General features: G+C 72.0%; 23 protein-coding genes. 6 read left to right on the top strand and 17 right to left on the bottom strand.

Going from position 1 to position 25,402, the window contains the following annotated elements:
* Window positions 1-27: 27 nt before the first annotated feature.
* Window positions 28-1,896, bottom strand: coding sequence for a serine/threonine-protein kinase (locus AB0I82_RS26310; RefSeq protein WP_363259800.1), 1,869 nt, complete (start codon window positions 1,894-1,896; stop codon window positions 28-30).
* A gap of 194 nt (window positions 1,897-2,090) precedes the next feature.
* Between AB0I82_RS26310 and AB0I82_RS26305 the strand changes: the two genes are divergently transcribed.
* A complete protein-coding gene (locus AB0I82_RS26305; RefSeq protein ID WP_363259799.1) occupies window positions 2,091-3,353 on the top strand; it encodes a serine hydrolase domain-containing protein in 1,263 nt (420 codons plus the stop codon).
* A gap of 49 nt (window positions 3,354-3,402) precedes the next feature.
* Here the strand turns inward: AB0I82_RS26305 and AB0I82_RS26300 are convergent, their stop codons facing one another.
* Window positions 3,403-5,109: a glycerol-3-phosphate dehydrogenase/oxidase gene (locus AB0I82_RS26300; protein ID WP_363259798.1), complete on the bottom strand. Its 1,707-nt coding sequence runs from the start codon at window positions 5,107-5,109 to the stop codon at window positions 3,403-3,405.
* 209 nt (window positions 5,110-5,318) lie between these two features.
* Here AB0I82_RS26300 and AB0I82_RS26295 point away from each other — a divergent pair, with 209 nt between their 5' ends.
* Complete coding sequence (locus AB0I82_RS26295; RefSeq protein ID WP_363259797.1) at window positions 5,319-6,566, top strand: nucleotide sugar dehydrogenase; 1,248 nt, start codon at window positions 5,319-5,321, stop codon at window positions 6,564-6,566.
* A gap of 53 nt (window positions 6,567-6,619) precedes the next feature.
* Here AB0I82_RS26295 and AB0I82_RS26290 read toward each other — a convergent pair whose 3' ends face one another.
* The 4 genes from AB0I82_RS26290 to AB0I82_RS26275 all read right to left on the bottom strand — a co-directional run bounded on the left by AB0I82_RS26290 (window position 6,620) and on the right by AB0I82_RS26275 (window position 11,026).
* Entirely contained in the window at window positions 6,620-7,729 is a 1,110-nt protein-coding gene (locus AB0I82_RS26290) for a GuaB3 family IMP dehydrogenase-related protein (protein ID WP_363259796.1), read from the bottom strand.
* Between the two features lie 114 nt (window positions 7,730-7,843).
* Complete coding sequence (gene guaB / locus AB0I82_RS26285; RefSeq protein ID WP_363259795.1) at window positions 7,844-9,343, bottom strand: IMP dehydrogenase; 1,500 nt, start codon at window positions 9,341-9,343, stop codon at window positions 7,844-7,846.
* 129 nt (window positions 9,344-9,472) lie between these two features.
* Window positions 9,473-10,048: a sigma-70 family RNA polymerase sigma factor gene (locus AB0I82_RS26280; protein WP_030262963.1), complete on the bottom strand. Its 576-nt coding sequence runs from the start codon at window positions 10,046-10,048 to the stop codon at window positions 9,473-9,475.
* Window positions 10,049-10,414: 366 nt separating this feature from the next.
* The gene (locus AB0I82_RS26275; protein ID WP_003948568.1) at window positions 10,415-11,026 is read right to left on the bottom strand and encodes a response regulator transcription factor; all 612 of its coding nucleotides are present in this window, start codon (window positions 11,024-11,026) and stop codon (window positions 10,415-10,417) included.
* A gap of 388 nt (window positions 11,027-11,414) precedes the next feature.
* Here AB0I82_RS26275 and AB0I82_RS26270 point away from each other — a divergent pair, with 388 nt between their 5' ends.
* Window positions 11,415-11,744: a WhiB family transcriptional regulator gene (locus AB0I82_RS26270; protein ID WP_031051039.1), complete on the top strand. Its 330-nt coding sequence runs from the start codon at window positions 11,415-11,417 to the stop codon at window positions 11,742-11,744.
* Window positions 11,745-11,813: 69 nt separating this feature from the next.
* Here AB0I82_RS26270 and AB0I82_RS26265 read toward each other — a convergent pair whose 3' ends face one another.
* Entirely contained in the window at window positions 11,814-12,725 is a 912-nt protein-coding gene (locus tag AB0I82_RS26265) for a LysR family transcriptional regulator (RefSeq protein WP_363259794.1), read from the bottom strand.
* A gap of 149 nt (window positions 12,726-12,874) precedes the next feature.
* Between AB0I82_RS26265 and AB0I82_RS26260 the strand changes: the two genes are divergently transcribed.
* Entirely contained in the window at window positions 12,875-13,648 is a 774-nt protein-coding gene (locus tag AB0I82_RS26260) for an SDR family oxidoreductase (protein WP_363259793.1), read from the top strand.
* A 79-nt stretch (window positions 13,649-13,727) separates the two neighbouring features.
* Here the strand turns inward: AB0I82_RS26260 and groL are convergent, their stop codons facing one another.
* Together groL and groES are read right to left on the bottom strand one after the other, a co-directional pair.
* Window positions 13,728-15,356 (bottom strand): chaperonin GroEL, encoded by a 1,629-nt coding sequence (gene groL, locus AB0I82_RS26255; protein ID WP_363259792.1) that lies wholly within the window; start codon window positions 15,354-15,356, stop codon window positions 13,728-13,730.
* 129 nt (window positions 15,357-15,485) lie between these two features.
* Window positions 15,486-15,794, bottom strand: a complete 309-nt coding sequence (gene groES / locus AB0I82_RS26250) for a co-chaperone GroES (RefSeq protein ID WP_019329594.1) — start codon at window positions 15,792-15,794, stop codon at window positions 15,486-15,488.
* 263 nt (window positions 15,795-16,057) lie between these two features.
* Between groES and AB0I82_RS26245 the strand changes: the two genes are divergently transcribed.
* Window positions 16,058-17,245, top strand: coding sequence for a methyltransferase domain-containing protein (locus tag AB0I82_RS26245; protein WP_363259791.1), 1,188 nt, complete (start codon window positions 16,058-16,060; stop codon window positions 17,243-17,245).
* Here AB0I82_RS26245 and tsaD read toward each other — a convergent pair whose 3' ends face one another.
* The 3 genes from tsaD to tsaB all read right to left on the bottom strand — a co-directional run bounded on the left by tsaD (window position 17,246) and on the right by tsaB (window position 19,636).
* Window positions 17,246-18,379 (bottom strand): tRNA (adenosine(37)-N6)-threonylcarbamoyltransferase complex transferase subunit TsaD, encoded by a 1,134-nt coding sequence (gene tsaD, locus AB0I82_RS26240; RefSeq protein ID WP_363259790.1) that lies wholly within the window; start codon window positions 18,377-18,379, stop codon window positions 17,246-17,248. It abuts the gene before it with no gap.
* Complete coding sequence (gene rimI, locus AB0I82_RS26235; RefSeq protein ID WP_363260008.1) at window positions 18,372-18,842, bottom strand: ribosomal protein S18-alanine N-acetyltransferase; 471 nt, start codon at window positions 18,840-18,842, stop codon at window positions 18,372-18,374. The genes tsaD and rimI overlap by 8 nt, the downstream gene beginning before the upstream one ends.
* 104 nt (window positions 18,843-18,946) lie before the next feature.
* Window positions 18,947-19,636, bottom strand: a complete 690-nt coding sequence (gene tsaB / locus AB0I82_RS26230; RefSeq protein WP_363259789.1) for a tRNA (adenosine(37)-N6)-threonylcarbamoyltransferase complex dimerization subunit type 1 TsaB — start codon at window positions 19,634-19,636, stop codon at window positions 18,947-18,949.
* Window positions 19,637-19,778: 142 nt separating this feature from the next.
* Between tsaB and AB0I82_RS26225 the strand changes: the two genes are divergently transcribed.
* A complete protein-coding gene (locus tag AB0I82_RS26225) occupies window positions 19,779-20,369 on the top strand; it encodes a hypothetical protein (RefSeq protein WP_363259788.1) in 591 nt (196 codons plus the stop codon).
* Between the two features lie 147 nt (window positions 20,370-20,516).
* On the opposite strand, the gene AB0I82_RS26220 is transcribed toward AB0I82_RS26225, so the two are convergent.
* The 5 genes from AB0I82_RS26220 to AB0I82_RS26200 form a co-directional block, all read right to left on the bottom strand.
* Window positions 20,517-20,807: a hypothetical protein gene (locus tag AB0I82_RS26220; RefSeq protein ID WP_363259787.1), complete on the bottom strand. Its 291-nt coding sequence runs from the start codon at window positions 20,805-20,807 to the stop codon at window positions 20,517-20,519.
* Window positions 20,808-21,013: 206 nt separating this feature from the next.
* The gene (gene tsaE, locus AB0I82_RS26215) at window positions 21,014-21,532 is read right to left on the bottom strand and encodes a tRNA (adenosine(37)-N6)-threonylcarbamoyltransferase complex ATPase subunit type 1 TsaE (protein WP_363259786.1); all 519 of its coding nucleotides are present in this window, start codon (window positions 21,530-21,532) and stop codon (window positions 21,014-21,016) included.
* A gap of 275 nt (window positions 21,533-21,807) precedes the next feature.
* Window positions 21,808-23,052, bottom strand: a complete 1,245-nt coding sequence (locus tag AB0I82_RS26210) for an alpha/beta hydrolase (RefSeq protein ID WP_363259785.1) — start codon at window positions 23,050-23,052, stop codon at window positions 21,808-21,810.
* Window positions 23,049-24,257, bottom strand: a complete 1,209-nt coding sequence (alr, locus tag AB0I82_RS26205) for an alanine racemase (protein ID WP_363259784.1) — start codon at window positions 24,255-24,257, stop codon at window positions 23,049-23,051. The genes AB0I82_RS26210 and alr overlap by 4 nt, the downstream gene beginning before the upstream one ends.
* Window positions 24,258-24,314: 57 nt before the next feature.
* Window positions 24,315-25,292, bottom strand: coding sequence for a L,D-transpeptidase family protein (locus tag AB0I82_RS26200; RefSeq protein WP_363259783.1), 978 nt, complete (start codon window positions 25,290-25,292; stop codon window positions 24,315-24,317).
* Window positions 25,293-25,402: the final 110 nt, after the last annotated feature.

Raw genomic sequence — 25,402 nt, 5'->3', positions numbered from 1 at the left:
CCCCGAAGGCCGCAGCCCCGCAGCCCCTCAGTCCTTCACCTTGAACGTGCGGAACGCCGTCTCCCGGAGCTGGCGGCACTCCTTGTCCGGCCAGGTCCCGGCCTTGCAGGTGATCATGATCGCGTAACCGTGGCCGCCGTCGACCTTGAAGCCGCGGTTCAGTATGCGCATCTTCTGGCCGCGCTGCTCACGGGTGAACGACCAGTCGGCGACGGTCGGGTAGTCCCGCCAGTCGGCCTTCTTGATGCCGATGAGGTCGTAGCCGGAGCTGCTGCCGCGCACCGCGGGCTCCAGGCTGCGCCAGGCCGCGGCGGCGTCGTCGCTCGGCTTGGAGTTGAAGTCGACCTGAATGCGCGGGAAGCCCCCGGAGGCGCTGTAGATGCCGCCCGAGTTCTGGCCCGCCGTGCCGGTCTGCTTCCAGCCCTGCGGCATCGCCATCGTGAAGTGGAACCGGCCGCTGGAGATCTTCTTGAAGCCGTCCGGGAGGGCGTCGCCGTCCTTGTCGTCGCCCTTGTCCTCGTCGCCCTTGCCGTCGCTCGCGCCGTCCTCGGGCGTCGCGCTCGGCTTCTCGGCCGGCGTCCCGCTGTCGGCCTCCGGGCTGGCGTTGCGCTCGCCCTGGGGCTCGTCGGACGCGGGGGCCGCGTCGGCGCTCGGCCTGGCCCCCTGGGCCGTGTTCTTGCCCGGAGTGTCGTCCTCGCTCAGCGCAATGGCCAGCACCGTACCGAGAACCGCGAGAACGGCGACCACCGCGACGATGACGAGCGTGCGCTTCGGTACGACGTCGGTCAGCGAGGCCCGGGTCGTGCCCGACACCGGCCGGCCGGACGCGGGCGTGCCGTCCGGCTTCTGCGCGGAGCGGGCGGCCGAGGCGGCCGCGGCGGCGCTGCGTACGGACTTCAGGGCGCCGCGCATCCGCTCCCTGGCCGGCTCTGCGGCCGCGCCCGCGGTGGCGGCGGAGGGTCTTGGCGGTGCCGCGGGCTTCGGCGGCAGGGCCGGCAGCGCCATCATGCGGGTGGCCTCGGCGGGCTTCTCGGCCGTCTCGGCGCCGGTGTCCTCGGGCGCGTTGACCGCGGCCGTCAGCAGCGCGCGGGCGGCCTCGTCGCTCAGCCGCCCGGCCGGGTCCTTCACCAGCAGCCCGTAGATGACCTCTTCGAGGCCGCCGGCGCTCTTGGGCGGGTCCACCGGCTCGGTCATCACCGCGGTCAGGGTGGCGATCGCGGAACCCTTGTCGTACGGGGGCACGCCCTCGACGCAGGCGTACAGCAGGCCGCCCAGCGACCACAGGTCGGACGGCGGGCCGGGCTTCTGGCCGCGGGCCCGCTCGGGGGAGATGTACGAGGGCGCGCCGACGAGCATGCCGGTGGAGGTGACCGAGGGGTCGCCCTCGACCTGGGCGATGCCGAAGTCGGTGAGGACGACGCGGCCGTCGTCGGCGATCAGGACGTTGGACGGCTTCACGTCGCGGTGCAGGATGCCCTCGCGGTGCGCGGCGCGCAGTACGTCCAGGACCGCGAGGCCGACCTCGGCGGCGCGGCGCGGGGTGAGCGCGCCGTCGTCGCGGATGACCTCGGCGAGCGAGCGGCCCTCGACCAGCTCCATGACGATCCACGGGCGGTCGTCCTCGTCGACCACGTCGTAGACCGTGACGGCCCCGTTGTTGCGGATGCGGGCGATCGCCTTGGCCTCGCGCAGCGTACGGGTGATCAGGCGGCGCTTCTCGTCCTCTTCGACCCCGCCCGGGAAGCGCAGCTCCTTGACCGCGACCGTGCGGCCCAGGACCTCGTCCCGTGCCCGCCAGACCGTGCCCATCCCGCCCCGGCCGAGGACATCGCCCAGCCGGTAACGGCCCGCGAGCAGCCTGCCCGTCTCGCCGTCCTTGGCGTCCTCGTCGCCCACTGAATCCCCTCTGCAATCCAGCCGAGTTGGCAACCGAAACACCAAACTGCCCCAACTCGGACAACCCACCCTGGCAGAGCCTTCATTCTCCCTCATCCGCGGCAACGGGGAAGGCCCGGGGCCAGGAGGAGTACGCGCTGGGCACCCGTCATGATGGGCCCGATGACCGGGAGTCCCGATTGACCTTGCGATCCGTGAATTTTAGCCGTGCGGCGGCGCTGGCGGCTGCCTTCGGCGTGCTGCTCACGGCCGGATGCACCGCCCGTGACCGCGCTCCGGCGCACTCCGCGGCGGCGGATGCGCCCGGCGCGCGCCGCTCCGCAACAGGTGCGCCGGGCCCCGGAACGGGCGCGCCGCCGCCCACCGCCCGTACGCCGCGCCCCGATGCGCGCCCCTCGCCGTCCGACCGGCACGCGCCGAAGCCCGCGACCGCACGGGCGGTCCGCGCGCTGGCGGACGGGGATGCGCCGGGCGCGGCGGCACTGACGACCCGTGACGGCCGTTCGTATGCCTCGCGGTTCGCCGCGGCGGGCGTGGCCGATCTGCGGACCGACCGGCCCATTACGCCCGCCGACCACTTCCGCGCCGGCAGCCTCACCAAGACCTTCATCGCCACGGTTGTACTGCAGCTGACCGCCGAGCACCGGCTCTCCCTGGACGACACCGTCGGCAAGCTGCTGCCGGATCTCGCCCCCGGCCGGACGGACCCGCGCCCGGTCACCGTCCGCGAACTGCTGGACCACACCAGCGGCCTGTACAACTACACCGCCGACCCGGCGCTGTCGCGGGAGCTGCACGGCGCCGGCTTCACCGCCCATCGATACGACACCTACGCCCCGGACGAGCTGCTGCTGACGGCGCTCGCCCATCCGCCGGAGGCCGCCCCCGGCACCCGGTACGCGTACTCCAACACCAACTACCTCGTACTGGGGCAGATCATCGAGGCGGTGACCGGGCATTCGTACGCCGAGGAGGCCGGGCGCCGGATCATCGCGCCACTGGGGCTGTCGGGGACGTCCTTCCCCGGGACCGACCCGCGGCTGCCGCAGCCGTACGGGCGTGGGTACTCGCAGGTCGGCGAGGAGCGCGTGGACAGTACGACGCTCGACCCCAGCCGGGCGGGCGCGGCGGGCGAGCTGGTCACCACGCTCGGCGACCTGAATCGTTTCTTCGCGGCGCTGCTCGGCGGCCGGCTGCTGCCGCCCCGTCAGCTCGCCCAGATGCGGGACGAAAAGGACACGAACGGGGTGTACGGGCTGGGCCTCTACGGGACGCGGCTGCCGTGCGGCGTGACGGTATGGGGCCACGACGGCGACATCAACGGCTCGTACGCGCAGACCGCCGCCACCGAGGACGGCCGGCACGTGCTGACGCTGCGGCTGAACACGGACCAGCCGGACGCGCCCCAGCGGATACAGGCCCTGCTGACGGCGGAGTTCTGCCCGCGGAGCCCGTAGGACTCGCGAGCCCCGGCGGCGGCTGACGCGCCCGCCGCCGGGGCGCGCGCTACCGCGACACGATGTCCGGCGCGCCCAGCCGCGCCGCGTCCGCCGTCAGGTCGTCCGGCTGCCGCTGGGACTCCCGTTCGGCCTCGACCCGCTTCTCGTAGTGCTCGATCTCCCGGTCGACCTGGTCCTGGTCCCAGCCCAGCGCGGGCGCCATCAGCTCGGCGACCTCGCGGGCGCTGCGGGTGCCCCGGTCGAAGGTCTCGATGGAGATCCGGGTGCGCCTCGTCAGTACGTCGTCCAGGTGGCGGGCGCCCTCGTGGGTGCAGGCGTAGACGACCTCGGCGCGGAGGTAGTCGTCGGCGGCCGCCAGCGGGGCGCCGAGTGACGGATCGTCGGTGATCAGCTCCAGTACTTCCTCCGCCAGCGAGCCGTAGCGGTTCAGCAGATGCTCTATCCGGGCGACGTGCAGACCGGTGCGCGCCGCGATGTGCGCCCGCGCGTTCCACAGCGCCTTGTAGCCCTCCGCGCCCACCAGCGGCACGTCCTCGGTCACGCAGTCCGCGACCCGCTGGTCCAGCCCGTGCACCGCCTCGTCCACCGCGTCCTTGGCCATGACCCGGTACGTCGTGTACTTGCCGCCCGCGACCACGACCAGGCCCGGCACCGGGTGCGCGACGGTGTGCTCGCGGGACAGCTTGCTCGTCGCGTCGGACTCACCCGCCAGCAGCGGCCGCAGACCCGCGTACACGCCTTCCACGTCGTCCCTGGTGAGCGGGGTGGAGAGGACGGAGTTGACGTGTTCGAGGAGGTAGTCGATGTCGGCGCTGGAAGCGGCGGGGTGCGCCTTGTCCAAGTCCCAATCGGTGTCCGTCGTGCCGATGATCCAGTGCCGTCCCCAGGGGATGACGAACAGCACGCTCTTCTCGGTGCGCAGGATCAGCCCGGTCGAGGAGTGGATGCGGTCCTTCGGTACGACCAGATGGATGCCCTTGGAGGCGCGGACGTGGAACTGGCCGCGCTCGCCGATCAGGGCCTGGGTGTCGTCGGTCCACACGCCCGTGGCGTTGACGATCTGCCGGGCGCGCACCTCGTACTCGCCGCCGGCCTCCACGTCCTGCACCCGCGCGCCGACCACCCGCTCGCCCTCGCGCAGAAAGCCGATGACCCGCGCGCGGTTGGCCGCGTGCGCCCCGTAGGCGGCAGCGGTGCGCACGATGGTGGCGACGTACCGCGCGTCGTCCATCTGCGCGTCGTAGTACTGCAACGCGCCCACCAGCGCGTCCTTCTTCAGGCAGGGCGCGACCCGGAGCGCACGCCCGCGCGAGAGGTGTCGGTGCGCCGGAAGTCCGCGCCCGTGCCCCGAGGAGAGCGACATCGCGTCGTACATCGCCACGCCCGTGCCCGCGTACCAACGCTCCCAGCCCTTGTGCTGGAGGGGATAGAGGAAGGGCACCGGCTTCACCAGATGCGGCGCGATCCGCTCCAGCAGCAGCCCGCGTTCCTTCAGCGCTTCCCGTACGAGCGCGAAGTCCAGCATCTCCAGATAGCGCAGCCCTCCGTGGATCAGCTTGCTGGAGCGCGATGACGTGCCCGAGGCCCAGTCCCGCGCCTCGACCAGGCCCGTGGACAGTCCGCGCGTCACCGCGTCCAGTGCGGTGCCGGCGCCGACGACGCCGCCGCCGATGACCAGCACGTCCAGCTCGCGTTCCGCCATCCGTGCCAGTGCTCCGGCGCGCTCGGCCGGTCCCAGTGTCGCTGTCCTCACCACTGCCTCCCGCTTCGGTCGGTGCTGTGATCGGTGCCACACCCCGTTGTTGATTCTGTCCGCAGGCAGCCGGGCCAGCCACCCTCCGCACGCTTACCGGTCGGGAAGACGCCACTCCACACCCTTGATCCGCCAATCCCCATTCTGGGTCAAATGTCGGCTTAGTCTACTTATGCGCTACCTGGAATCGCTCGGGAAGGACGGCCAGCATGCCCGCAGACCTCGCCGTCATCGGACTCGGCCACATCGGCCTCCCCCTCGCCCAGGCCGCCGTCGCCGCCGGCCTCGGCACCCTCGGCTACACCCCCGGACCGCACACCGCCGCCGGCCTCGGCGCCGACGGCCCGCTCTCCCCCACCGAAGTGCGCCGGCTGCTCACCGCCGGCTTCCGCACCACCACCGACCCGGCCGTACTCGGCCGGGTCCGTACGGCCGTCATCTGCGCCCCCACCCCGCTCGGCGAGGACGGCGCCCTGGATCTGCGCGCGGTGGCCGACGCCGCCCGCACCCTCGCCGCACATCTGCGCCCCCACACCACGGTGATCCTGGAGTCCCCGGGGTACCCCGGCACCACCGAGGAATTCCTCCGCCCGCTCCTGGAAGCGGGTTCGGGGCTCACCGCGGGACGCGACTTCCACCTCGCCTGCTCCCCCGCCCGGTACGACCCCGGCAACCGCCGTTACGGCCACGCCAACACCCCGAAGGTCATCGGCGGCCTCACCCCCGCCTGCACCGAAGCGGCCGCCGCCTTCTACGGCCGGCTCACCGACAAGGTCGTCCGCGCCCGCGGCCCAAAGGAAGCGGAGACCGCCGGGCTCCTGGAGACCAACTACCGGCACGTCAACATCGCCCTGATGAACGAGATGGCCGTCCTCTGCCACGACATCGGCGTGGACCTCTGGGACGTCATCCGCTGCGCCGAGACCAAGCCCTTCGGCTTCCAGGCGTTCCGGCCAGGCCCCGGCGTCGGCGGCCACGCCGCGCCCATCGACCCCAACTGCCTCGCCCACAAGGGCCGCTCCCCCGGCTACCCGCTCCGCATGGTCGAACTCGCCCAGGAGGTCAACGGCCGGATGCCCCGGTACGTCATCCAGCGCTGCGCCACGCTCCTCAACGAGCACGGCAAATCGGCGCGCGGCGCGCGCGTACTGCTGCTGGGCGTGACGTACAAGCCGGACATCGGCGACGAGGAGGGCTCACCGGCCCGCGAGATCGCCTCCCGCCTCCTGGAGCTGGGCGCCCATCTGACGTACCACGACCCGTACGTCCCCCACTGGCAGGTACTGGGCCGCCCGGTCCCGCGCGCGGACTCCCTGTACGAGGCCGCCTCCGCCGCCGACCTCACCCTGCTCCTCCAGCACCACCGCACCTACGACCTCCAGGGCCTGGCCGTGAAGGCCCAGCTACTGCTGGACACGCGCGGCGCGACACCTACGGGGGCGGCGCACCGGCTGTAACGCGAAGGGGCCCCGCCGCACCGGCAGGGCCCCTTGCACGAAGTAACCACGGATCAGGCAGTGACCGTGACCTCGACCCGCTGGAACTCCTTCAGGTCGGAGTAGCCGGTCGTGGCCATCGCACGGCGCAGCGCGCCGAAGAAGTTCATCGAACCGTCCGGGGTGTGCGACGGGCCGAGCAGCACCTCCTCGGTCGTGCCGACCGCACCGAGGTCCATGCGCTTGCCGCGCGGCACGTCCTCGTGGACGGCCTCCATGCCCCAGTGGTGGCCGCGGCCGGGCGCGTCGGTGGCGCGAGCCAGCGGGGAGCCCATCATCACGGCGTCCGCGCCGCAGGCGATCGCCTTGGGCAGGTCGCCGGACCAGCCCACGCCGCCGTCGGCGATGACGTGCACGTACCGGCCGCCGGACTCGTCCATGTAGTCCCGGCGCGCGGCCGCGACGTCCGCGACGGCGGTGGCCATCGGGACCTGGATGCCCAGCACGTTACGGGTGGTGTGCGCGGCGCCGCCGCCGAAGCCCACCAGTACGCCGGCCGCGCCGGTACGCATCAGGTGCAGGGCCGCGGTGTAGGTCGCGCAGCCGCCGACGATGACCGGGACGTCGAGCTCGTAGATGAACTGCTTGAGGTTCAGCGGCTCGGCGGCGGAGGAGACGTGCTCGGCGGAGACGGTGGTGCCGCGGATCACGAAGATGTCCACGCCCGCGTCCACGACGGCCTTGGAGAACTGGGCGGTGCGCTGCGGGGAGAGCGCGGCGGCGGTGACCACGCCGGAGTCGCGCACCTCCTTGATGCGCTGGCCGATCAGCTCTTCCTTGATCGGCGCGGCGTAGATCTCCTGGAGGCGGCGGGTCGCGGTCTCCTCGTCCAGCTCGGCGATCTCGGCGAGCAGCGGCTCCGGGTCCTCGTACCGGGTCCACAGGCCCTCAAGGTTCAGGACGCCGAGGCCGCCCAGCTCACCGATGCGGATGGCGGTCTGCGGCGAGACGACGGAGTCCATCGGGGCGGCCAGGAACGGCAGCTCGAAACGGTAGGCGTCGATCTGCCAGGCGATCGAGACCTCCTTCGGGTCGCGGGTCCGCCGACTCGGTACGACGGCGATGTCGTCGAAGGCGTACGCCCGGCGGCCGCGCTTGCCGCGCCCGATTTCGATCTCAGTCACTATGTGGCCTTTCGCTTACTTCGCGGCTTCGTCTGCCGTTTCCAGTATCCCCGACATGCGGATGCCCGCGGACGGGCGTCCGCGGGCTCCTCCGGCACTTCGTATCGTCGCTGGTCAGCGAGCGTTGTAGTTCGGTGCCTCGACCGTCATCTGGATGTCGTGCGGGTGGCTCTCCTTGAGGCCCGCCGAGGTGATCCGGACGAACCGGCCCTTCTCCTGCAGCTCCGGGACCGTCCGGCCGCCGACGTAGAACATCGACTGGCGCAGGCCGCCGGCGAGCTGGTGGACGACCGAGGAGAGCGGGCCGCGGTACGGTACCTGGCCCTCGATGCCCTCGGGCACCAGCTTCTCGTCGGAGGCGACGCCCTCCTGGAAGTACCGGTCCTTGGAGAAGGACTTGCTGCCGCCGCGGGTCTGCATCGCGCCGAGCGAGCCCATGCCGCGGTACGACTTGAACTGCTTGCCGTTGATGAACATCAGCTCGCCCGGGGACTCCTCGCAGCCCGCGAGGAGGGAGCCGAGCATGACCGTGTCGGCGCCCGCGACCAGGGCCTTCGCGATGTCACCGGAGTACTGCAGGCCACCGTCGCCGATGACCGGGACGCCCGCCGCCTTGGCCGCGAGCGACGCCTCGTAGATCGCGGTGACCTGCGGGACGCCGATGCCGGCGACGACGCGGGTGGTGCAGATGGAGCCGGGGCCGACGCCGACCTTGATGCCGTCCACGCCGGAGTCGATGAGCGCCTGGGCGCCGTCGCGGGTGGCGACGTTGCCGCCGACGACGTCGACGGAGGAGTTCGACTTGATCTTGGCGACCATGTCGCCGACCAGCCGGGAGTGGCCGTGCGCGGTGTCCACGACGATGAAGTCCACACCGGACTCGATCAGCGCCTGGGCCCGCTCGTACGCGTCGCCCGCCACGCCGACGGCCGCGCCGACCAGCAGCCGGCCCTCGGTGTCCTTGGCCGCGTTCGGGTACTGCTCGGCCTTGACGAAGTCCTTGACCGTGATCAGGCCCTTGAGGACGCCCGAGTCGTCGACCAGCGGCAGCTTCTCGATCTTGTGGCGGCGCAGCAGCTCCATGGCGTCCACGCCGGAGATCCCGACCTTGCCCGTGACCAGCGGCATCGGCGTCATGACGTCCCGCACCTGGCGGCCGCGGTCGGTCTCGAAGGCCATGTCGCGGTTGGTGACGATGCCGAGCAGCTTGCCCGCCGCGTCGGTCACCGGGACACCGCTGATACGGAAGCGCGCGCACAGATCGTCGGCCTCGGCCAGGGTCGCGTCCGGGTGCACCGTGATCGGGTCCGTGACCATGCCGGACTCGGAGCGCTTGACCAGGTCGACCTGGTTGGCCTGGTCCTCGATGGAGAGGTTGCGGTGCAGCACGCCGACGCCGCCCTGACGGGCCATGGCGATGGCCATCCGGGCCTCGGTGACCTTGTCCATCGCCGCGGACAGCAGCGGGACGTTCACCCGGACGTTCTTCGAGATGTACGAGGAGGTGTCGATCTGGTCGGGCGCCATGTCCGACGCGCCCGGCAGCAGCAGCACATCGTCGTAGGTCAGCCCGAGTGTCGCGAATTTTCCGGGGACTCCGTCGACGTTGGTCATGACACCTTCCCAATGGCCTTGATCAGTGCGGATGTCCATGCTAACGGGAATGACCGGTGTCCCATTCCACGAGCAAGATCACCCGCACACTTTGTGCGTTCGTACGTACCGCGCCCCGGGCGCCGCCGATTACTGCTCCGCCAGCGCCCGCAACCGGCTCAGCGCACGATGCTGCGCCACCCGCACGGCCCCCGGCGACATCCCCAGCATCTGCCCGGTCTCCTCCGCCGTCAGCCCGACCGCGACCCGCAGCAGCACCAGCTCCCGTTGGTTCTCCGGCAGGCTGGCCAGCAGCTTCTTGGCCCACTCCGCGTCACTGCTGAGCAGCGCCCGCTCCTCGGGCCCGAGCGAGTCGTCCGGCTGCTCCGGCATCTCGTCCGAGGGCACGGCCGTACTGCCGGGGCCGCGCATGGCGGCCCGCTGCAGGTCGGCGACCTTGTGCCCGGCGATGGCGAAGACGAACGCCTCGAACGGCTTGCCGGTGTCCCGGTACCGCGGCAGCGCGCAGAGCACCGCCACGCAGACCTCCTGTGCGAGGTCCTCGACGAAGTGGCGGGCGTCACCCGGCAGTCGCGACAGCCGCGTACGGCAATAGCGCAGTGCGAGCGGGTGCACATGCGCGAGGAGGTCGTGCGTGGCCTGCCGGTCCCCCTCGACGGCACGTGCGACGAGCCCGCCGATCTCCTGGGTCCCGTCCTCGCGCATCGGTCCATGGTGCCTTGATGCCGCGCGGTTCGCGGCATCGCCCCCGTAGTTGTGCACCGAAGTGTTATGCGTCGGTGTGCCAGCACTCACGTCCCACGCCTCCCCCTTTCGGGTGTTGCCCATGCCGGACCCCCCGAGACGTCGCCCATGGCGTTCTTCGGCGCCTTGGGGCACCGGGCAGGGCATGTCCGTCATGAGGTCTCTTCTGGCCGAGTGAGAAGCCCCGGCCCTGGAGCCGGGGAGGAGTCACACCTCAAGCATGCGGCATCGCGTGAGGTTTCGGCGCCGGACGGCGGCACAACGGGGCCGTGGCACGCGCCACCCCTGCGGGAGGGCGCGCGCCGCGGTGCCCTGGCGGCCGACTGCTCAGCGGACCAGGCCCCAGCGGAAGCCGAGCGCCACCGCGTGTGCGCGGTCGGAGGCGCCGAGCTTCTTGAAGAGACGCCGGGCGTGCGTCTTGACCGTGTCCTCGGAGAGGAACAGCTCGCGCCCGATCTCGGCGTTGGAGCGGCCGTGGCTCATGCCTTCCAGCACCTGGATCTCCCGCGCGGTGAGCGTCGGAGCGGCGCCCATCTCGGCGGACCGCAGCCGGCGCGGGGCGAGCCGCCAGGTCGGGTCGGCGAGCGCCTGGGTGACCGTCGCGCGCAGCTCGGCGCGCGAGGCGTCCTTGTGCAGATAGCCGCGGGCGCCGGCGGCGACGGCGAGCGCCACGCCGTCGAGATCCTCGGCGACGGTGAGCATGATGATCCGGGCGCCCGGGTCGGCGGACAGCAGCCGGCGCACGGTCTCGACGCCGCCGAGGCCGGGCATCCGTACGTCCATCAGAATCAGGTCCGAGCGATCGGCACCCCAGCGGCGGAGGACTTCCTCGCCGTTGGCCGCGGTCGTCACGCGCTCGACGCCGGGGACGGTCGCAACCGCCCGACGGAGCGCCTCTCGGGCAAGCGGGGAGTCGTCGCAGACGAGGACGGAAGTCATGGCCGTCCTCCGCAGCTGATGCGCGTCACGTTGTGCCTCCAGGCTGGTACGTATCGTCACCTGTGCGATTGACGGCCTCGGACACCTGCCCGGGGAGTCCCTCTGTCAACCGCTTCCGCACTCTCAACGACGGTCACCCGAAAGAGTTACGGGCTGAGGAGCCGTTTTCGACACTCTATGTGAGGGGCCGGACACGCAGCAGCAAGACCCGCGCCCCTTGGTGCTCCACTTCCTCTGGCGAGTCCACTTTGCCCTGTTCGGTGGCTTTTCTTCCGTTTGCTAGTTATCTGGGGCAAGATTCGAGATGAGTCATATTTACATCTGCTTAGACGGTAGATGTACGGTCTTGAACAGGAGCCCGTACCGCCACGCTTCGAGGGGACTAGCAATGGCAGATTTCTCCCGCCTTCCGGGCCCGAACGCGGACCTCTGGGACTGGCAGCTGCTCGCCGCCTGCCGCGGCGTGGACAGTTCGCTCTTCTTCCACCCCGAGGGCGAACGCGGCGCGGCCCGCAGCGCGCGCGAGACGTCCGCGAAAGAGGTCTGCATGCGCTGCCCTGTACGCGCCGAATGCGCGGCTCATGCCCTGGCCGTCCGTGAGCCCTATGGCGTATGGGGAGGACTGACCGAGGACGAGCGGGAAGAGCTGATGGGCCGGGCCCGGCACCGCCTGGTACCGGCCGGCGGCTCGAATCCGGCGACGCTGTCCAGAGGCTGACGCCGTACACCCGAACAGACGTAACGTTTCTGCGCTACTGCCGCCGCTGCTGCCCGCGGCGGTTGAGGGTCAGCGACGGCCCGCGGCCGCCAGCTGATCGAGCATGGCCGCCACCGCCGGTACCTGCGCCAGGTCCGGCAGCGTGAGCGCCACGATCTCGCGCTGCACGACCGGCTCCAGCCGGATCGTGCGCGCCCCCTTGGGCCGTACCGAGGCCAGCGCCAGCTCCGGGAGCGCGGCGACGCCCAGGCCCGCGCCCACCAGCCCGATCACCGCCGGGTAGTCGTCGGTGGCGAAGTCGATGCGCGGCGTGAAACCGGCGCGCTCGCACACCGTGACCAGGTGCCGGCGGCAGCGCGGGCAGCCCGCGATCCACGGCTCGGCCGCCAGGTCGGCGAAGCCCGCCTGCCCCTTGTCGGCGAGCCGGTGCTCCTCGGGCACCAGCCCCACCAGCCGGTCGCTCAGTACTGGGCGCACGACCAGGTCGTCCCACTCGGCCTCGGCGGCCGGGTCGGCGCCCGGCACCTCCGGATACCGGAAGGCCAGCGCGATCTCGCAGTCGCCGCCGCGCAGCATCTCGATGGAGCGCGGCGGCTCCGCCTCGTCCAGCGAAACCGCCGTGCCGGGGTGCGCGGCCCGCATCGCGGCCAGCGCGGTCGGCACCAGCGTGGAGCTGCCGGACGGGAAGGAGACCAGCCGGACCCGCCCGGCGCGCAGCCCGGCGATCGCCGCGACCTCCTCCTCGGCGGCGGTGAGCCCGGCGAGGATGCCGGCGGCGTGCCGCACGAGGGCCTGGCCGGCCTCGGTGAGCCGCATCTCGCGGCCGGCGCGGATGATCAGCGGCGTGCCCGCCGACTGTTCGAGCGCCTTCATCTGCTGGGAGACGGCGGGCTGAGTGCAGCCGAGCTCGCGCGCGGCGGCGGAGAAGGAGTCGGTCCGCGCGACGGCGCGCAGCACGCGGAGATGACGGGCCTCGATCATGTCTCAAGCATAAGCACCACTTGGGGCGAGCACGGATAATTCACTCGCCACTTTGGCGCTGTGGCGGCCGTACGACGCGGACAACCGGCGCGAATCGCACCAACAATGGGCCGGATGTGAGCGGTTCACGGTGCCGATAGCGTTCTCTTATGACGACTGCATTGGTCACGGGAGCGACGGCAGGGATCGGGGCGGCGTTCGCGCGCCGGCTGGCGGCCGACGGACACAACCTGGTGCTGGTGGCCCGTAATGAGGAGAAGCTGCGCGAGCACGCGGCCGAGCTGCACGACCGGCACGGCATCGAGGCCGGTGTGCTGGTCGCCGATCTGGCGACGGAGGAGGGCATCGCGGCCGTCGAGGAACGGCTCGCCGACCGCAAGAACCCGGTCGACCTGCTGGTGAACAACGCGGGCTTCGGCAACAAGGGCGAGTTCCTCGAAGTACCGATGGCCGACGAGCTGACGATGCTGAAGGTGCACTGCGAGGCGGTGCTGCGGCTGACCTCGGCGGCGGTGAAGGGGATGCGCGAGCGGCGGCGCGGCGGCGTGGTCAACGTCGCCTCGGTCGCGGCCTTCGTGCCGCGCGGCACGTACGGCGCGAGCAAGGCGTGGGTCGTGCAGTTCACCCAGGGCGCGGCGCGCGACCTGGCGGGGAGCGGGGTGCGGCTGATGGCCCTGTGCCCGGGCTTCGTCCGTACGGAATTCCACGAGCGGGCCGGGATGGGCACGGACAACATCCCGGACTGGATGTGGCTGGACGCGGACAACCTGGTCGACGCGGCCATGAAGGACCTCGCCCGCGGCAAGTCCCTCTCCATCCCCGACCCGCGCTACAAGGCCCTGATGGGCGTCGTAAAGCTCGCCCCGCGCAACCTGCTGGGCGGGGTCACGTCCCGGACGGGGCGCAAGTACGGGCCGCAGTAGCCCTCACGTACCGGAAAAGCCCGAGGCCCGGCTCCCGTCACGGACGGGGGCCGGGCCTCGTTGCGGAGTCAGCTCACACTCAGTGGGAGTGGCCGTGACCGTGGCCGTGACCGGCCTCGGCCTCTTCCTCGGCCGGCTTCTCGACGACCAGGGTCTCGGTCGTCAGCAGCAGCGAAGCGATCGACGCGGCGTTCTCCAGGGCGGAGCGGGTGACCTTGACCGGGTCGATGACGCCGGCCTTCACCAGGTCGCCGTACTCGCCGGTCGCGGCGTTGAAGCCCTGGCCCTTGTCGAGCTCGGCGACCTTCGAGGTGATGACGTAGCCCTCAAGACCGGCGTTCTCGGCGATCCAGCGCAGCGGCTCGACGGCGGCGCGGCGGACGACGGCGACACCGGTGGCCTCGTCGCCCTCCTTGCCGAGGTTGCCCTCGAGCACCTTGACGGCGTGGACCAGCGCGGAGCCACCACCGGAGACGATGCCCTCCTCGACCGCGGCGCGGGTCGCGGAGATGGCGTCCTCCAGACGGTGCTTCTTCTCCTTGAGCTCGACCTCGGTGGCCGCACCCACGCGGATGACGCAGACGCCACCGGCGAGCTTGGCGAGGCGCTCCTGGAGCTTCTCGCGGTCCCAGTCCGAGTCGGTGGACTCGATCTCGGCCTTGATCTGGTTGACGCGGCCCTGCACGTCCTCGGAGTTGCCGCCACCGTCGACGATGGTGGTGTCGTCCTTGGTGACGGTCACGCGGCGGGCGGTGCCCAGCACGTCCAGACCGGCCTGGTCGAGCTTGAGGCCGACCTCCTCGGCGATGACGGTCGCACCGGTCAGGGTGGCCATGTCGCCGAGCATCGCCTTGCGGCGGTCGCCGAAGCCGGGGGCCTTCACGGCAACGGCGTTGAAGGTGCCGCGGATCTTGTTCACGACCAGGGTCGACAGGGCCTCGCCCTCGACGTCCTCGGCGATGATCAGCAGCGGCTTGGAGCCACCGGCCTGGATGACCTTCTCCAGCAGCGGCAGCAGGTCCTGGATCGAGCCGATCTTGCCCTGGTGGATCAGGATGTACGGGTCCTCGAGGACGGCCTCCATCCGCTCCTGGTCGGTGACCATGTACGGGGAGAGGTAGCCCTTGTCGAAGGCCATGCCCTCGGTGAAGTCGAGCTCCAGGCCGAAGGTGTTGGACTCCTCGACGGTGATGACACCGTCCTTGCCGACCTTGTCCATCGCCTCGGCGATGAGCTCGCCGACCTGCTTGTCCTGGGCGGACAGGCCGGCCACGGCGGCGATGTCCTCCTTGGAGTCGATCGGGCTGGCGATCGCGAGGAGGTCGTCGGACACGGCCTTGACGGCGGCGTCGATGCCCTTCTTCAGGGCGGCCGGGGAGGCACCGGCGGCGACGTTGCGCAGGCCCTCGCGGACCAGCGCCTGGGCCAGCACGGTGGCGGTGGTCGTACCGTCACCCGCGATGTCGTTGGTCTTGGTCGCCACCTCCTTCACCAGCTGGGCGCCGAGGTTCTCGTACGGGTCGTCGACCTCGACCTCGCGGGCGATGGTGACACCGTCGTTGGTGATGGTCGGGGCGCCGAACTTCTTGTCGATGACGACGTTGCGGCCCTTGGGGCCGATCGTCACCTTGACCGTGTCGGCAAGCTTGTTGACGCCGCGCTCGAGGGCGCGACGGGCGTCCTCGTCGAACTTCAGAATCTTCGCCATGAGTTACGTGTCCTTAGTCGTACTCTCAACGAAATGCGCCCCTGCCCCGGGTGGTGAGACGCGGGAACCAGGGGCGCAGATCAGAACAGCTGGGGTGAAGCGTCGGCCTGGGAAATCCCAGGTCCCGGCTTACTTCTCGACGATCGCGAGAACGTCGCGGGCCGAGAGGACGAGGTACTCCTCGCCGTTGTACTTCACCTCGGTGCCGCCGTACTTGCTGTAGAGCACGACGTCGCCGACGGAAACGTCGAGCGGAAGACGGTTACCGTCCTCGAAGCGGCCCGGGCCCACGGCCAGGACAACGCCCTCCTGGGGCTTCTCCTTGGCGGTGTCCGGAATGACCAGGCCCGAAGCCGTGGTCTGCTCGGCGTCGAGCGGCTGGACCACAATGCGGTCCTCGAGCGGCTTGATGGCAACCTTGGAGCTGGCGGTCGTCACGATCCGACCTCCCCCTTCGGAGATCTCACGGGGTTAACTGTCTGAGGTGGCGACCAGGTGGATCCGTCGTCGCGGGTGCCGGACCTGCCCGTCGCTGTGTTTGGCACTCTCCAGTGGTGAGTGCCAGCAGCGAGACTATGACGCGGTTAGCACTCGGTCAAGCGGAGTGCCAACGTGGCTTGGAAAGAGATCCGTGACCTGTCGGTCAGGAGTTCCGTGGCCTGTCCGGTCGGCGGTTCCGTGACTGCCCCAGAATGGGCCGGGTGAACCCTCTCGACTCCTTCTCCGCGCTGCTCACCGACGAGGGCCGGGCCCTGCTGGCCGGCCTCCGCGACCACGACCCCGCCCAGGAACTCGCCACCGCCACCCGGCTGCGCCGCGAGCACCCCGCAGAGCTGGTGTCGGCGGCACTCGGGCAGGCCCGGCTGCGGCAGCGGGCGGTCGCGAAGTTCGGTGCCGAGGACGCGTACCGGATGTTCTTCACCCCGAACGGCGTCGAGCAGTCCACCCGCCGCACCGTCGCCGTCCACCGCGCCGCGCGGCTGGCCGCGCTCGGCGTACGGTCCGTCGCCGACCTGTGCTGCGGCATCGGCGGCGACGCCATCGCGTACGCCCGGGCGGGCATCAGCGTCCTGGCGGTGGACCGCGACCCGCTGACCGCAGAGGTGGCGCGCGCGAACGCCGAGGTGCTGGGCCTGGCCGACCTCATCGAGGTGCGCTGCGCGGACGTCACGGAGATCGACACGAGCCCGTACGACGCCGTCTTCGTGGACCCGGCGCGGCGGGGCGGCCGCGGCCGCGTCTTCGACCCCGAGGCGTACTCCCCGCCCCTCTCCTGGGCGATCGAGGCGGCCCGCAAGGCCCCGCACGCCGCGCTGAAGATCGCCCCCGGCATCCCGCACGAGGCGATCCCCGAGGACGCCGCCGCGGAGTGGATCTCGGACGGCGGCGACGTGAAGGAGGCCGTGCTCTGGTTCGGCACGGAGCCCGGCGCGATGCGGGCGACCCTGCTGCCTTCGGGTGCCTCGCTCGGCACCACGGCGCCACTCCCGGACCCGTCCGTACGTCCCGTCGGCCGTTACCTCTACGAGCCGGACGGTGCCGTCATCCGCGCGCACCTGGTCGCGGAGGTCGCGGCCGAGCTGGACGGCGGACTGATCGACGAGACCATCGCGTACATCACCGCCGACGAGCTGCGCCCCACCCCGTACGCCGCCGCCTACGAGATCACCGATGAGCTGCCCTTCAACCTCAAGAAGCTGAAGGCACTCCTTCGGGAACGCGAGATCGGCGTGTTGACGGTCAAGAAGCGCGGCTCCGCCGTCGAGCCGGAGGAGATCCGCCGCAAGGTGAAGCTCCGCGGCCCGAACGCGGCCACGGTCCTCCTCACCCGCGTCGCGGGCGCCCCGACGATGCTCGTCGGACAGCCCGCGACACCGGTCAGCGGCTGATCACGAGTACAGGTTGTCCTTGCTGACCTCGTGCACGTGATCGTGGCCGTGCTGGTGGGAGTGCGGGACGCCGTGCCGGTGCTCGTGGCCCGGGGCCGGGACGTGCGGCTCGGTGACCGGGAGGGAGGAGTCGGCGGACAGCTCCCAGGCGGAGTGCGGGCGGTTCCGGGCGACCATCTCGGCGCCCAGGGCCGCGACCATCGCGCCGTTGTCCGTGCACAGCTTCGGGCGCGGCACGCGCAGCGTGATGCCCGCGTCCTCGCAGCGCCGCTCGGCCATCGCGCGCAGCCGCGAGTTGGCCGCGACGCCGCCGCCGATCATCAGGTGATCCACGCCGTGGTCCTTGCAGGCCCGTACGGCCTTACGGGTGAGGACGTCCACGACCGCCTCCTGGAAGGACGCGGAGACGTCCGCCACCGGCACCTCTTCACCGGCCGCGCGCTTGGCCTCGATCCAGCGGGCCACGGCGGTCTTCAGGCCGGAGAAGGAGAAGTCGTACTTCGGGTCGCGCGAGCCGGTCAGGCCACGCGGGAACGCGATCGCCTCCGGGTCGCCCTCGCGGGCCATGCGGTCGATGACCGGGCCGCCGGGGAAGCCGAGGTTCAGCACCCGGGCGACCTTGTCGAACGCCTCGCCCGCCGCGTCGTCGATCGTCGAGCCCAGCGGCCGCACGTCGGAGGTGATGTCCGGCGCCAGCAGCAGCGAGGAGTGGCCGCCGGAGACCAGCAGGGCCATCGTCGGCTCGGGCAGCGCGCCGTGTTCGAGCTGGTCGACGCAGATGTGCGAGGCGAGGTGGTTGACGCCGTACAGCGGCTTGCCGAGGGCGTACGCGTACGCCTTGGCCGCCGAGGTACCGACGAGGAGGGCGCCGGCGAGGCCCGGACCGGCCGTGACCGCGATGCCGTCCAGGTCGGAGGCGGCGACGCCGGCCTCCTTCAGGGCGCGCTGGATCGTGGGGACCATGGCCTCCAGGTGGGCGCGGGAAGCGACCTCGGGGACGACGCCGCCGAAGCGGGCGTGTTCGTCGACGCTGGAGGCGACCGCGTCGGCCAGGAGGGTGTGGCCGCGGACGATGCCGACACCGGTTTCGTCGCAGGAGGTCTCGATGCCGAGGACGAGCGGTTCGTCAGCCATTGATCGGTGTTCCTTGTACGAGGGATTCGGTGGTGTAGCGCATGACCAGGGCGTCGATGTTGCCCGGCTGGTAGTAGCCGCGGCGGAAGCCGATGGGCTCGAAGCCGAAGCGTTCGTACAGCCGCTGGGCCCGGTGGTTGTCGACGCGTACTTCGAGGAGCACTTCGTGGCACTCGAAGGTGTTCGCGGCGGTGAGCAGGTCGGTCAGCAGCCGGCCGCCGAGCCCGGTGCCCCACTGGTCGCGCGCGGTGGCGATGGTCTGGACGTCGCCGGTGCCGTCCACGGCGGCGAGGCCGCCGTAGCCGACGAGCCGGCCGTCCCGCTCGGCGACGGTGTAGTGCCGGTTGGCGCCGGGCCCGCGCGTGTGTGCCAGCTCGGACCAGAACATGCCCCGGGACCAGGCGTCCTCCGGGAACAGCTCTTCCTCCAGCGCCAGCACCGGCTCGATGTCCCACCAGCGCATCTCGCGCAGCGTGGCGGCCGGCGCTGTGGCGGCGGGCGCTGTAGCGGCCGGCGCGCCCGGGGGCGTGCTCCCGGGCCGGCCGGTGGGCTGGTCGGCATGGGCGGTCACTTGGGGGTGACCACCTTGTAGTTGGCGGGCACCTGGGCGTCGGGGCGGCGCAGGTACAGCGGCCGCGGCGGCAGCAGCTCCTCGCCTCGGGCCAGCTTCTCGGCGGCGAGCGTGCCGAGGGCGGCCGCCGACTGGTACTCGGGCCCGTCCGTGCGTACGCCGTCGAACGTGTCGGCGTACAGGAGCGCGCCCGCGCCCACGGCCAGCACCCCGGCGACCTGCTCGGCGATGTCGGCCGGGCGGTCGACGGCCGGGTCGGTCAGCCGGGTACGGAAGTTTTCGTACCGGGCCCAGTAGACCTCCTTGCGGCGCGCGTCCGTGGCGACCACGAACGGCTCCTCGATCCCGGAGGCGTACGCGATGCCGTCCAGCGTGCACAGGCCGTGCACCGGCACGTCCAGGGCGGCGCCGAAGGTGGCGGCGGTGACCAGGCCGACGCGCAGGCCCGTGTACGGGCCGGGGCCGACGCCGACGACGATGTCGGTGACCGCGTCGAGCTTCACGCCGGCCTCGCCGAGCACCCGGTCGACGGCGGGCAGCAGCAGTTCGCCGTGGCGGCGCGCGTCCACCTCGCGCGCCTCGGCGAGCACGCGGGGAGCGGCCGGGCCGCCCTCCGGGGCGGGGTCGCAACTGAGCAGGGCGGCGGAAACGGCGGGGGTCGCGGTGTCAAGGGCAAGCAGCAGCACGCCCTCAAGACTACGGCGCGGCGGACACCGCCCTGCCGGGTACCGCACTCGCCGGTACGCTGCGTGCGGGGACTCCGGCACGCCACGTGCCGGGACTTCGGACTTCTGACGCGTACGGACCGTACGGAAAGGTGGCACGGCGGTGGCCGCTAGGAGCAGCTCGATCGTGACGGCTCTCACTGTGGCCGCGCTGGCCGCGGTCGGCTTCCTGGCCTTCCAGGCGTCGGCGGACGCCACCGACCCGCTGGAGCCGGTCCGCTCGGCCAAGGGCGGCGCCGCGGTCTCGCCCGCGCCGTCGGGGCACCCCGCGCCCAAGGACTCGGCGAAGGAGAAGGAGCGGCGGGAGACCGCGGTACCGGCGCACTCCGGCACGGGCCAGCGGGTCGTGTACGCGCTGGACGCCCGGCGGGTGTGGCTGGTCGGCCCGAAGGAGCAGGTCCTGCGGACGTACGAGGTCGTGCCGAGCGCGGTCAGCCCGGCGCCGGGGGCGTACACGGTGACCACGCGCTCCGCGAGCGTGACCGGTTCCGACGGCATTCCGATCGAGAATGTCGTGCGATTCGCGACGGTCGACAACGTCGTGGTCGGCTTCAGCGCGGCGGTCGACGGCTCGATGCCGCAGCCGGGCACGCAGCAGAAGCAGAAGACGGGCGGCATCCGCGAGAAGCGGGCCGACGGCGCGGCGATGTGGAAGTTCGCGACGGTCGGCAAGAAGGTCGTCGTCGTTCCGTAACGCACACGCGGATCGCCCGCACCCGTACGGCGCAGCGCACGGACGCGGGCTTACGAATCACTCGTACGGGCTACGGGACGTCGCGGCGGTGGGTGGACGGCCGGCTCCTGGAGCGCGGGCCCCTGTGTCGCGGGGGCTTTGGCCGCCCTATGCGGCGTCGCGGCCGCTGCTCGGCAGGCGGGTGTCCTCGGTCCCGGGCTTGGTTCCAGGCTTGGTCCCGGGCTTGGCCGCGGGCTTGGTCCCGGGCTCGGTGCGGGACTCCGTGGCGGCCGGGACCTCGGGGGCCGGGGCTTCCGGGGGCGTGGAGACCGCGTTGGCTGCCGCGCAGGACGCCAGGAGCTCGTTCATCGTCGGCCGGGGGCCGTCCTCGCGCCGGAACGGAGACGGTTCGCTGTCGTCGCGGCGGGCCGCCGCGGCGAGGGACTGGTGGGCCGACATGGATGCCTCCCGGGAATCCTGGGGCGAGCGGGCATGGTTAGGTAGACCTAACCGGCTCTCTCCCTCCATGTGACCACGCCCGGCACCGCCGACGCAACATCTTCCCGACGGCTTGTCGGAAACTACGGCGCGTCGCCGACGGGGCGAGACCTCCCGGCTGCCCTCCGACGCCTCGCAGATCCCCCCTCAGTCCTCCTCAGTCCTCCTCAGACCTCCTGCAGCAGGCTCAGGTCGCAGCCCGCCCAGCGCTCGCCCACGCCGGTGACGGTGACCTCGCGGACGTCGTCCTCGGCGTCGCTCGCGGCCACCTCCGCGCCCACGGTGCGCGCGATGACGACGTGCAGCCGGTCCTCGGACAGCTCCTCGACCTTGCCCTCGCCCCACTCCACGACCACCACCGACTCCGGCAGCGAGACGTCGAGGTCGAGGTCCTCCATCTCGTCCAGGCCGCCACCGAGCCGGTACGCGTCGACGTGCACCAGCGGCGGGCCGACGTGCAGGGAGGGGTGCACCCGGGCGATGACGAAGGTCGGCGAGGTGACGGCGCCCCGTACGCCCAGGCCCTCGCCCAGGCCGCGGGTCAGCGTCGTCTTGCCGGCGCCGAGCTCGCCGCTCAGCAGCACCAGGTCACCCGGGCGCAGCAGGCCGGCGAGCCGACGGCCCAGCTCCTGCATCCGGTCCGGAGTCTTGACGGTTACCTGCGTGATGGCATCGGTGGTGCTCATGCCGCCGATGGTACGAGCCCGACCCCCCAACACGCGCCACCGTCGCCCGCCGCCCCTTTCGGGTGCACCACCGCCCGGCCGCGTGCACGCTCCCCCACCCCTGGGTAACCCCCGAGGTGGGGGAGTGCAGAGCTGCACCAGTAAGCGCAGCGCGGGCGCCGCACTTTCGGGTGGGCCCGCCGCCGCCGACGTGCGCGCCTGCCCACCCTTGGGTAACCCCCGAGGTGGGGGGATGCGGAGCTGTACCAGTAAGCGCAGCGCCCGCCCAGAAGCCCTCAAGCCCGAGCCGGCCGCCAGCTGCGGGCCTCTGTTGCCGCGCGTTCCACCAAGGTCGTCAGGTGGTCGTTGACCAGTTCTGGGTGTTCCAGCATGACCAGGTGGCCGCCGTCCGGGACGCAGACCAGTTCCGCGGCCGGGAGGAGTTCGCCGATTGTGCGGCTGTGCTCCGGGGGTGTGATCAGGTCGCGGTCGCCGGCCAGTACGAGGGCCGGTACGCCGTCGTATGCCGCCAGCGCGCCCGTCTTGTCGTGCACCGCGAAGGCCGGGAAGAACTCCGCGACGACGTCGATGGGCGTCGCTTCGATGAGGCGTTCGGCGAAGCGGGCGACGCCGGGGTCGACGTCCTTCGGTGCGCCGAAGGAGTACCGCTTCACCAGGCCCGCGAAGAGGTCGGCGGTGGCCCGGCGGCCCTTCTCGACCAGCTCGCTCTGCGCGCCCAGCGCCTTCAGCAGGCCCGGTGCGAAGCGGTGCACCGCCTTCACGCCCAGCGACGGCAGCCCGAAGGAGGCGATCTCGCTCAGCCGCCCCGCCGACGTGCCGATCAGCGCGACACCGACGACCCGCTCGGCGACGTACTGCGGGAAGTGGTCCGCGAGGGCCATCACCGTCATGCCGCCCATGGAGTGCCCGACCAGCACGATCGGCCCTTCCGGGACCGCGGCGTCCAGTACCGCCTTCAGGTCCCGGCCCAGCATGTCTATGGTGACCGGGTCGGTGCCCTCGATCTGGGCGTGGCCGCGGGCCGAGCGGCCGTGGCTGCGCTGGTCCCAGTGGACCGTACGGACTCTGCCGCGCAGCGCGGCCCGCTGGAAGTGCCAGGCGTCCTGGCTGAGGCAGTACCCGTGGCAGAAGACGACCGTGGGGGCCGCGGAGCGTCGCCCCAGGGCCCCCAGCAGGCGCTTGCGGCGGGCCCCCTGCGGCTCGCCGTCCGGCCGGTCGTCGACCTCGTCGACCTCGTAGTACAGCGCGGTGCCGTCGTCCGCGTACGCCGTGCCCGGTGTGCCGCGCAGCGCCCCGTAAGGGCCCGCCGAGTCCAGCGCCATCCGGGCCTTGCGGCGCACGCCCCGGCCGACCGTCAGCCGCTCCAGCGCCACCCCGGCGGCCGCGCCCGCGGCGACCACGCCGATCGCGGCGCCCGCGATGCTCGCGTGCCGGCCCGCCCGGGCCCAGCTGCTCACGGTCTCCGCCGCTTCGGCCGCGGCCCCGGCCACGTCCGGGACGCCGTGTGTGCCCTCGCTCATGTCCCGTCCCCCGTTCCGTCGTGCTCCGTTCCTTCGCGCCCCGTTCCGTCGTGCTCAGGGACATTTCCGTGCTCGGAGACATAGACGCGCGGGACCCGGCTTCCGATCCGGGTGACGATCTCGTACGCAATGGTTCCCGTGGCCTGCGCCCAGTCCTCGGCGGTCGGCTCGCCCCGGTCGCCCGGCCCGAAGAGCACCGCCTCGTCCCCCACCGTGGCTGATTCCCCGCCCAGGTCGACCACGAACTGGTCCATCGCGACCCGCCCCGCGATCGTCCGCCACTTGCCGGCGACCAGCACCGGGCCGACGCCGGAGGCGTGCCGCGGGACGCCGTCGGCGTAGCCCAGCGGGACCAGCGCCAGGGTGGTGTCACCGGGCGTCGTGTAGTGGTGCCCGTACGAGACGCCGTGGCCGCCCGGTACGTGCTTGACCGACGCCAGCGAGGCGGAGAGCGTCATGACCGGCCGCAGCCCGAAGTCGGCGGGCGTGCCGACCTCGGGGCTCGGCGAGATGCCGTAGATGCCGATACCGGCGCGTACCAGGTCGAAGTGCGCGTCGGGGAGGGTGAGCAGGCCCGGGGTGTTGCAGATGTGCCGGACCTCGGGCTCAAGGCCCGCCGCCTCCGCCGTCGCGAGCGCGTCGTGGAAGACGGCGAGCTGGGCGGCGATCGAGGGGTGGCCGGGCTCGTCGGCGCACGCGAAGTGCGACCAGATGCCGGTGACCTTGATCAGGCCGTCCCGCTCGGCGTCCCGGGCGGCCGCGGTGAGCTCGGCCCATTCGGCCGGCTGGCAGCCGTTGCGCCCCAGCCCCGTGTCGATCTTGAGCTGGACCCGGGCCGTACGGCCGGTGGCGTGCGCGGCGTGGGAGACCTCGTGCAGCGCCCACAGGCCGCTCACGGACACGTCGATGTCCAGCATGACGGCCTTCCGCCAAGGGCCGCCCGGCGTCCACAGCCACGCCATGAGGCGGCCGGTGTCGCCCGCCTCGCGCAGCTGGAACGCCTCCTCGGGCAGCGCGGTGCCCAGCCACTCGGCACCGGCCTCGCGGGCCGCCGCGGCGCACTGGAGCGCGCCGTGGCCGTAGCCGTCGGACTTCACCACGGCCATCAGCTGCGCACCTGAAGCACGCGCCTTGAGGGCACGCACATTCGACCTCAGGGCGGTGAGGTCGATGGCGGCCCGGGCGCGCGTTGCTCTCTCAGTCATCGCCTTCAGTGTCTCAGGCTCCGCTCCGGCACAGCTGTCGACCGCCTCATGGGGGCGTCACGTGCCCGGTTTCTTGCCCCAGACGAAGACACTGTCGTCAGTTCTGAGCATGCCCCACAGCTTCTCCGCGTGCCGCTTCCGCAGGTTCACGCAGCCGTACGAGCCGGGCGGGCTGTAGATGTTGGCGGTGATCCCGTGGAAGGCCTGCCCGCCGTCGAAGAACTGACTGAACGGCATGGGCGAGTGGTAGATCGTCGAGAAGTGGTTGCGGTTCTTCCAGTAGACGTGGTGGGTACCGGTGCGGGTCGGGTAGCCCTTGCGGCCGGTACGGACGGGGGCCGGGCCGAAGATGACCTCGTCGTGGTTCTGTACCCACATGATCTGGCGGGCCAGGTCCACGCAGGCCACGCGCGGCGCCCAGTGCTCGCCCTTCTTGCGCATCCGCGGCACGGGGCAGCGCTTGTCGGCGTTCGGGTTCGCCTTCGCCTCGGCGAGCCGGACGACGCCCCCGGTCACGGGGCCGGTGAAGCCGTTGGCCGGGATGATGCCGTGCTTCTCCTGGAAGGCGCGGATGACCTTGCAGTCCGCCGGTGACTGCTTGCCGTCCACCTTGAGCTTCAGGTAGCGCTCCACCTGGCGCTGGTAGGGGCCGGTGGAGGTGGAGCACGCCTGCGGGGCCATGGGGGCCGGTGCGGGGGCCACCGCGCCGCCCGGGGCGCGTTGGAGGGCCTCGGCGGGCGGTACGTACTCCACCAGGGCGTCGCCCTGGGGTTCCGGCAGGCGGCCGGGCGGTGGTTCGCCCTCGGCGCGCGCCGTCATGTCCGGCGCCTGCGCCTGGTCGGGCGTGTCCTTCGGCGGCCCGCCGCCGGGCGTGCCGGTGATGCCCGGTACGAGGTCGGACTCGGCGACCGGGGCGGGGCGTTGCGGGCTCGGCGGCGCCGGACCGTCGACGGCGGTCCCGGGAACGGCGGCGAGCGTCAGCAGCGTGGCGGTGCCGGTGGCCGCGGCCAGCAGGCCCGCGAGAGTGCGGTTCATACGTTCATCTGTCCCGTGCGGGCGGCGGCGGGCCACCCGGGCACGGCCAGGTTCGCCCTGGTGGGTCGGATTCTTCGGCCGGGCGGACGGCGCCCGTGGCGCGCGGACGG

It is taken from the genome of Streptomyces sp. NPDC050315 (assembly GCF_040655775.1).
In the GTDB taxonomy this organism is placed as follows: domain Bacteria; phylum Actinomycetota; class Actinomycetes; order Streptomycetales; family Streptomycetaceae; genus Streptomyces.
The sequence above is the reverse complement of the archived record's forward strand: the minus strand, read 5'-3'. Positions and strand labels throughout refer to the sequence as shown.

Coding starts and splice junctions, on each gene's coding strand:
- tsaD (WP_363259790.1), bottom strand. CDS start 18,379: ATGGCTGACGAACCGCTCGTCCTCGGCATCGAGACCTCCTGCGACGAA.
- AB0I82_RS26275 (WP_003948568.1), bottom strand. CDS start 11,026: ATGACTTCCGTCCTCGTCTGCGACGACTCCCCGCTTGCCCGAGAGGCG.
- AB0I82_RS26220 (WP_363259787.1), bottom strand. CDS start 20,807: ATGTCGGCCCACCAGTCCCTCGCCGCGGCGGCCCGCCGCGACGACAGC.
- rimI (WP_363260008.1), bottom strand. CDS start 18,842: ATGCGCTGGTGGGACATCGAGCCGGTGCTGGCGCTGGAGGAAGAGCTG.
- alr (WP_363259784.1), bottom strand. CDS start 24,257: ATGACTGAGAGAGCAACGCGCGCCCGGGCCGCCATCGACCTCACCGCC.
- guaB (WP_363259795.1), bottom strand. CDS start 9,343: ATGACCAACGTCGACGGAGTCCCCGGAAAATTCGCGACACTCGGGCTG.
- groL (WP_363259792.1), bottom strand. CDS start 15,356: ATGGCGAAGATTCTGAAGTTCGACGAGGACGCCCGTCGCGCCCTCGAG.
- AB0I82_RS26280 (WP_030262963.1), bottom strand. CDS start 10,048: ATGCGCGAGGACGGGACCCAGGAGATCGGCGGGCTCGTCGCACGTGCC.
- tsaE (WP_363259786.1), bottom strand. CDS start 21,532: ATGAGCACCACCGATGCCATCACGCAGGTAACCGTCAAGACTCCGGAC.
- AB0I82_RS26200 (WP_363259783.1), bottom strand. CDS start 25,292: ATGAACCGCACTCTCGCGGGCCTGCTGGCCGCGGCCACCGGCACCGCC.
- AB0I82_RS26295 (WP_363259797.1), top strand. CDS start 5,319: ATGCCCGCAGACCTCGCCGTCATCGGACTCGGCCACATCGGCCTCCCC.
- AB0I82_RS26265 (WP_363259794.1), bottom strand. CDS start 12,725: ATGATCGAGGCCCGTCATCTCCGCGTGCTGCGCGCCGTCGCGCGGACC.
- AB0I82_RS26210 (WP_363259785.1), bottom strand. CDS start 23,052: ATGAGCGAGGGCACACACGGCGTCCCGGACGTGGCCGGGGCCGCGGCC.
- AB0I82_RS26270 (WP_031051039.1), top strand. CDS start 11,415: ATGGCAGATTTCTCCCGCCTTCCGGGCCCGAACGCGGACCTCTGGGAC.
- AB0I82_RS26260 (WP_363259793.1), top strand. CDS start 12,875: ATGACGACTGCATTGGTCACGGGAGCGACGGCAGGGATCGGGGCGGCG.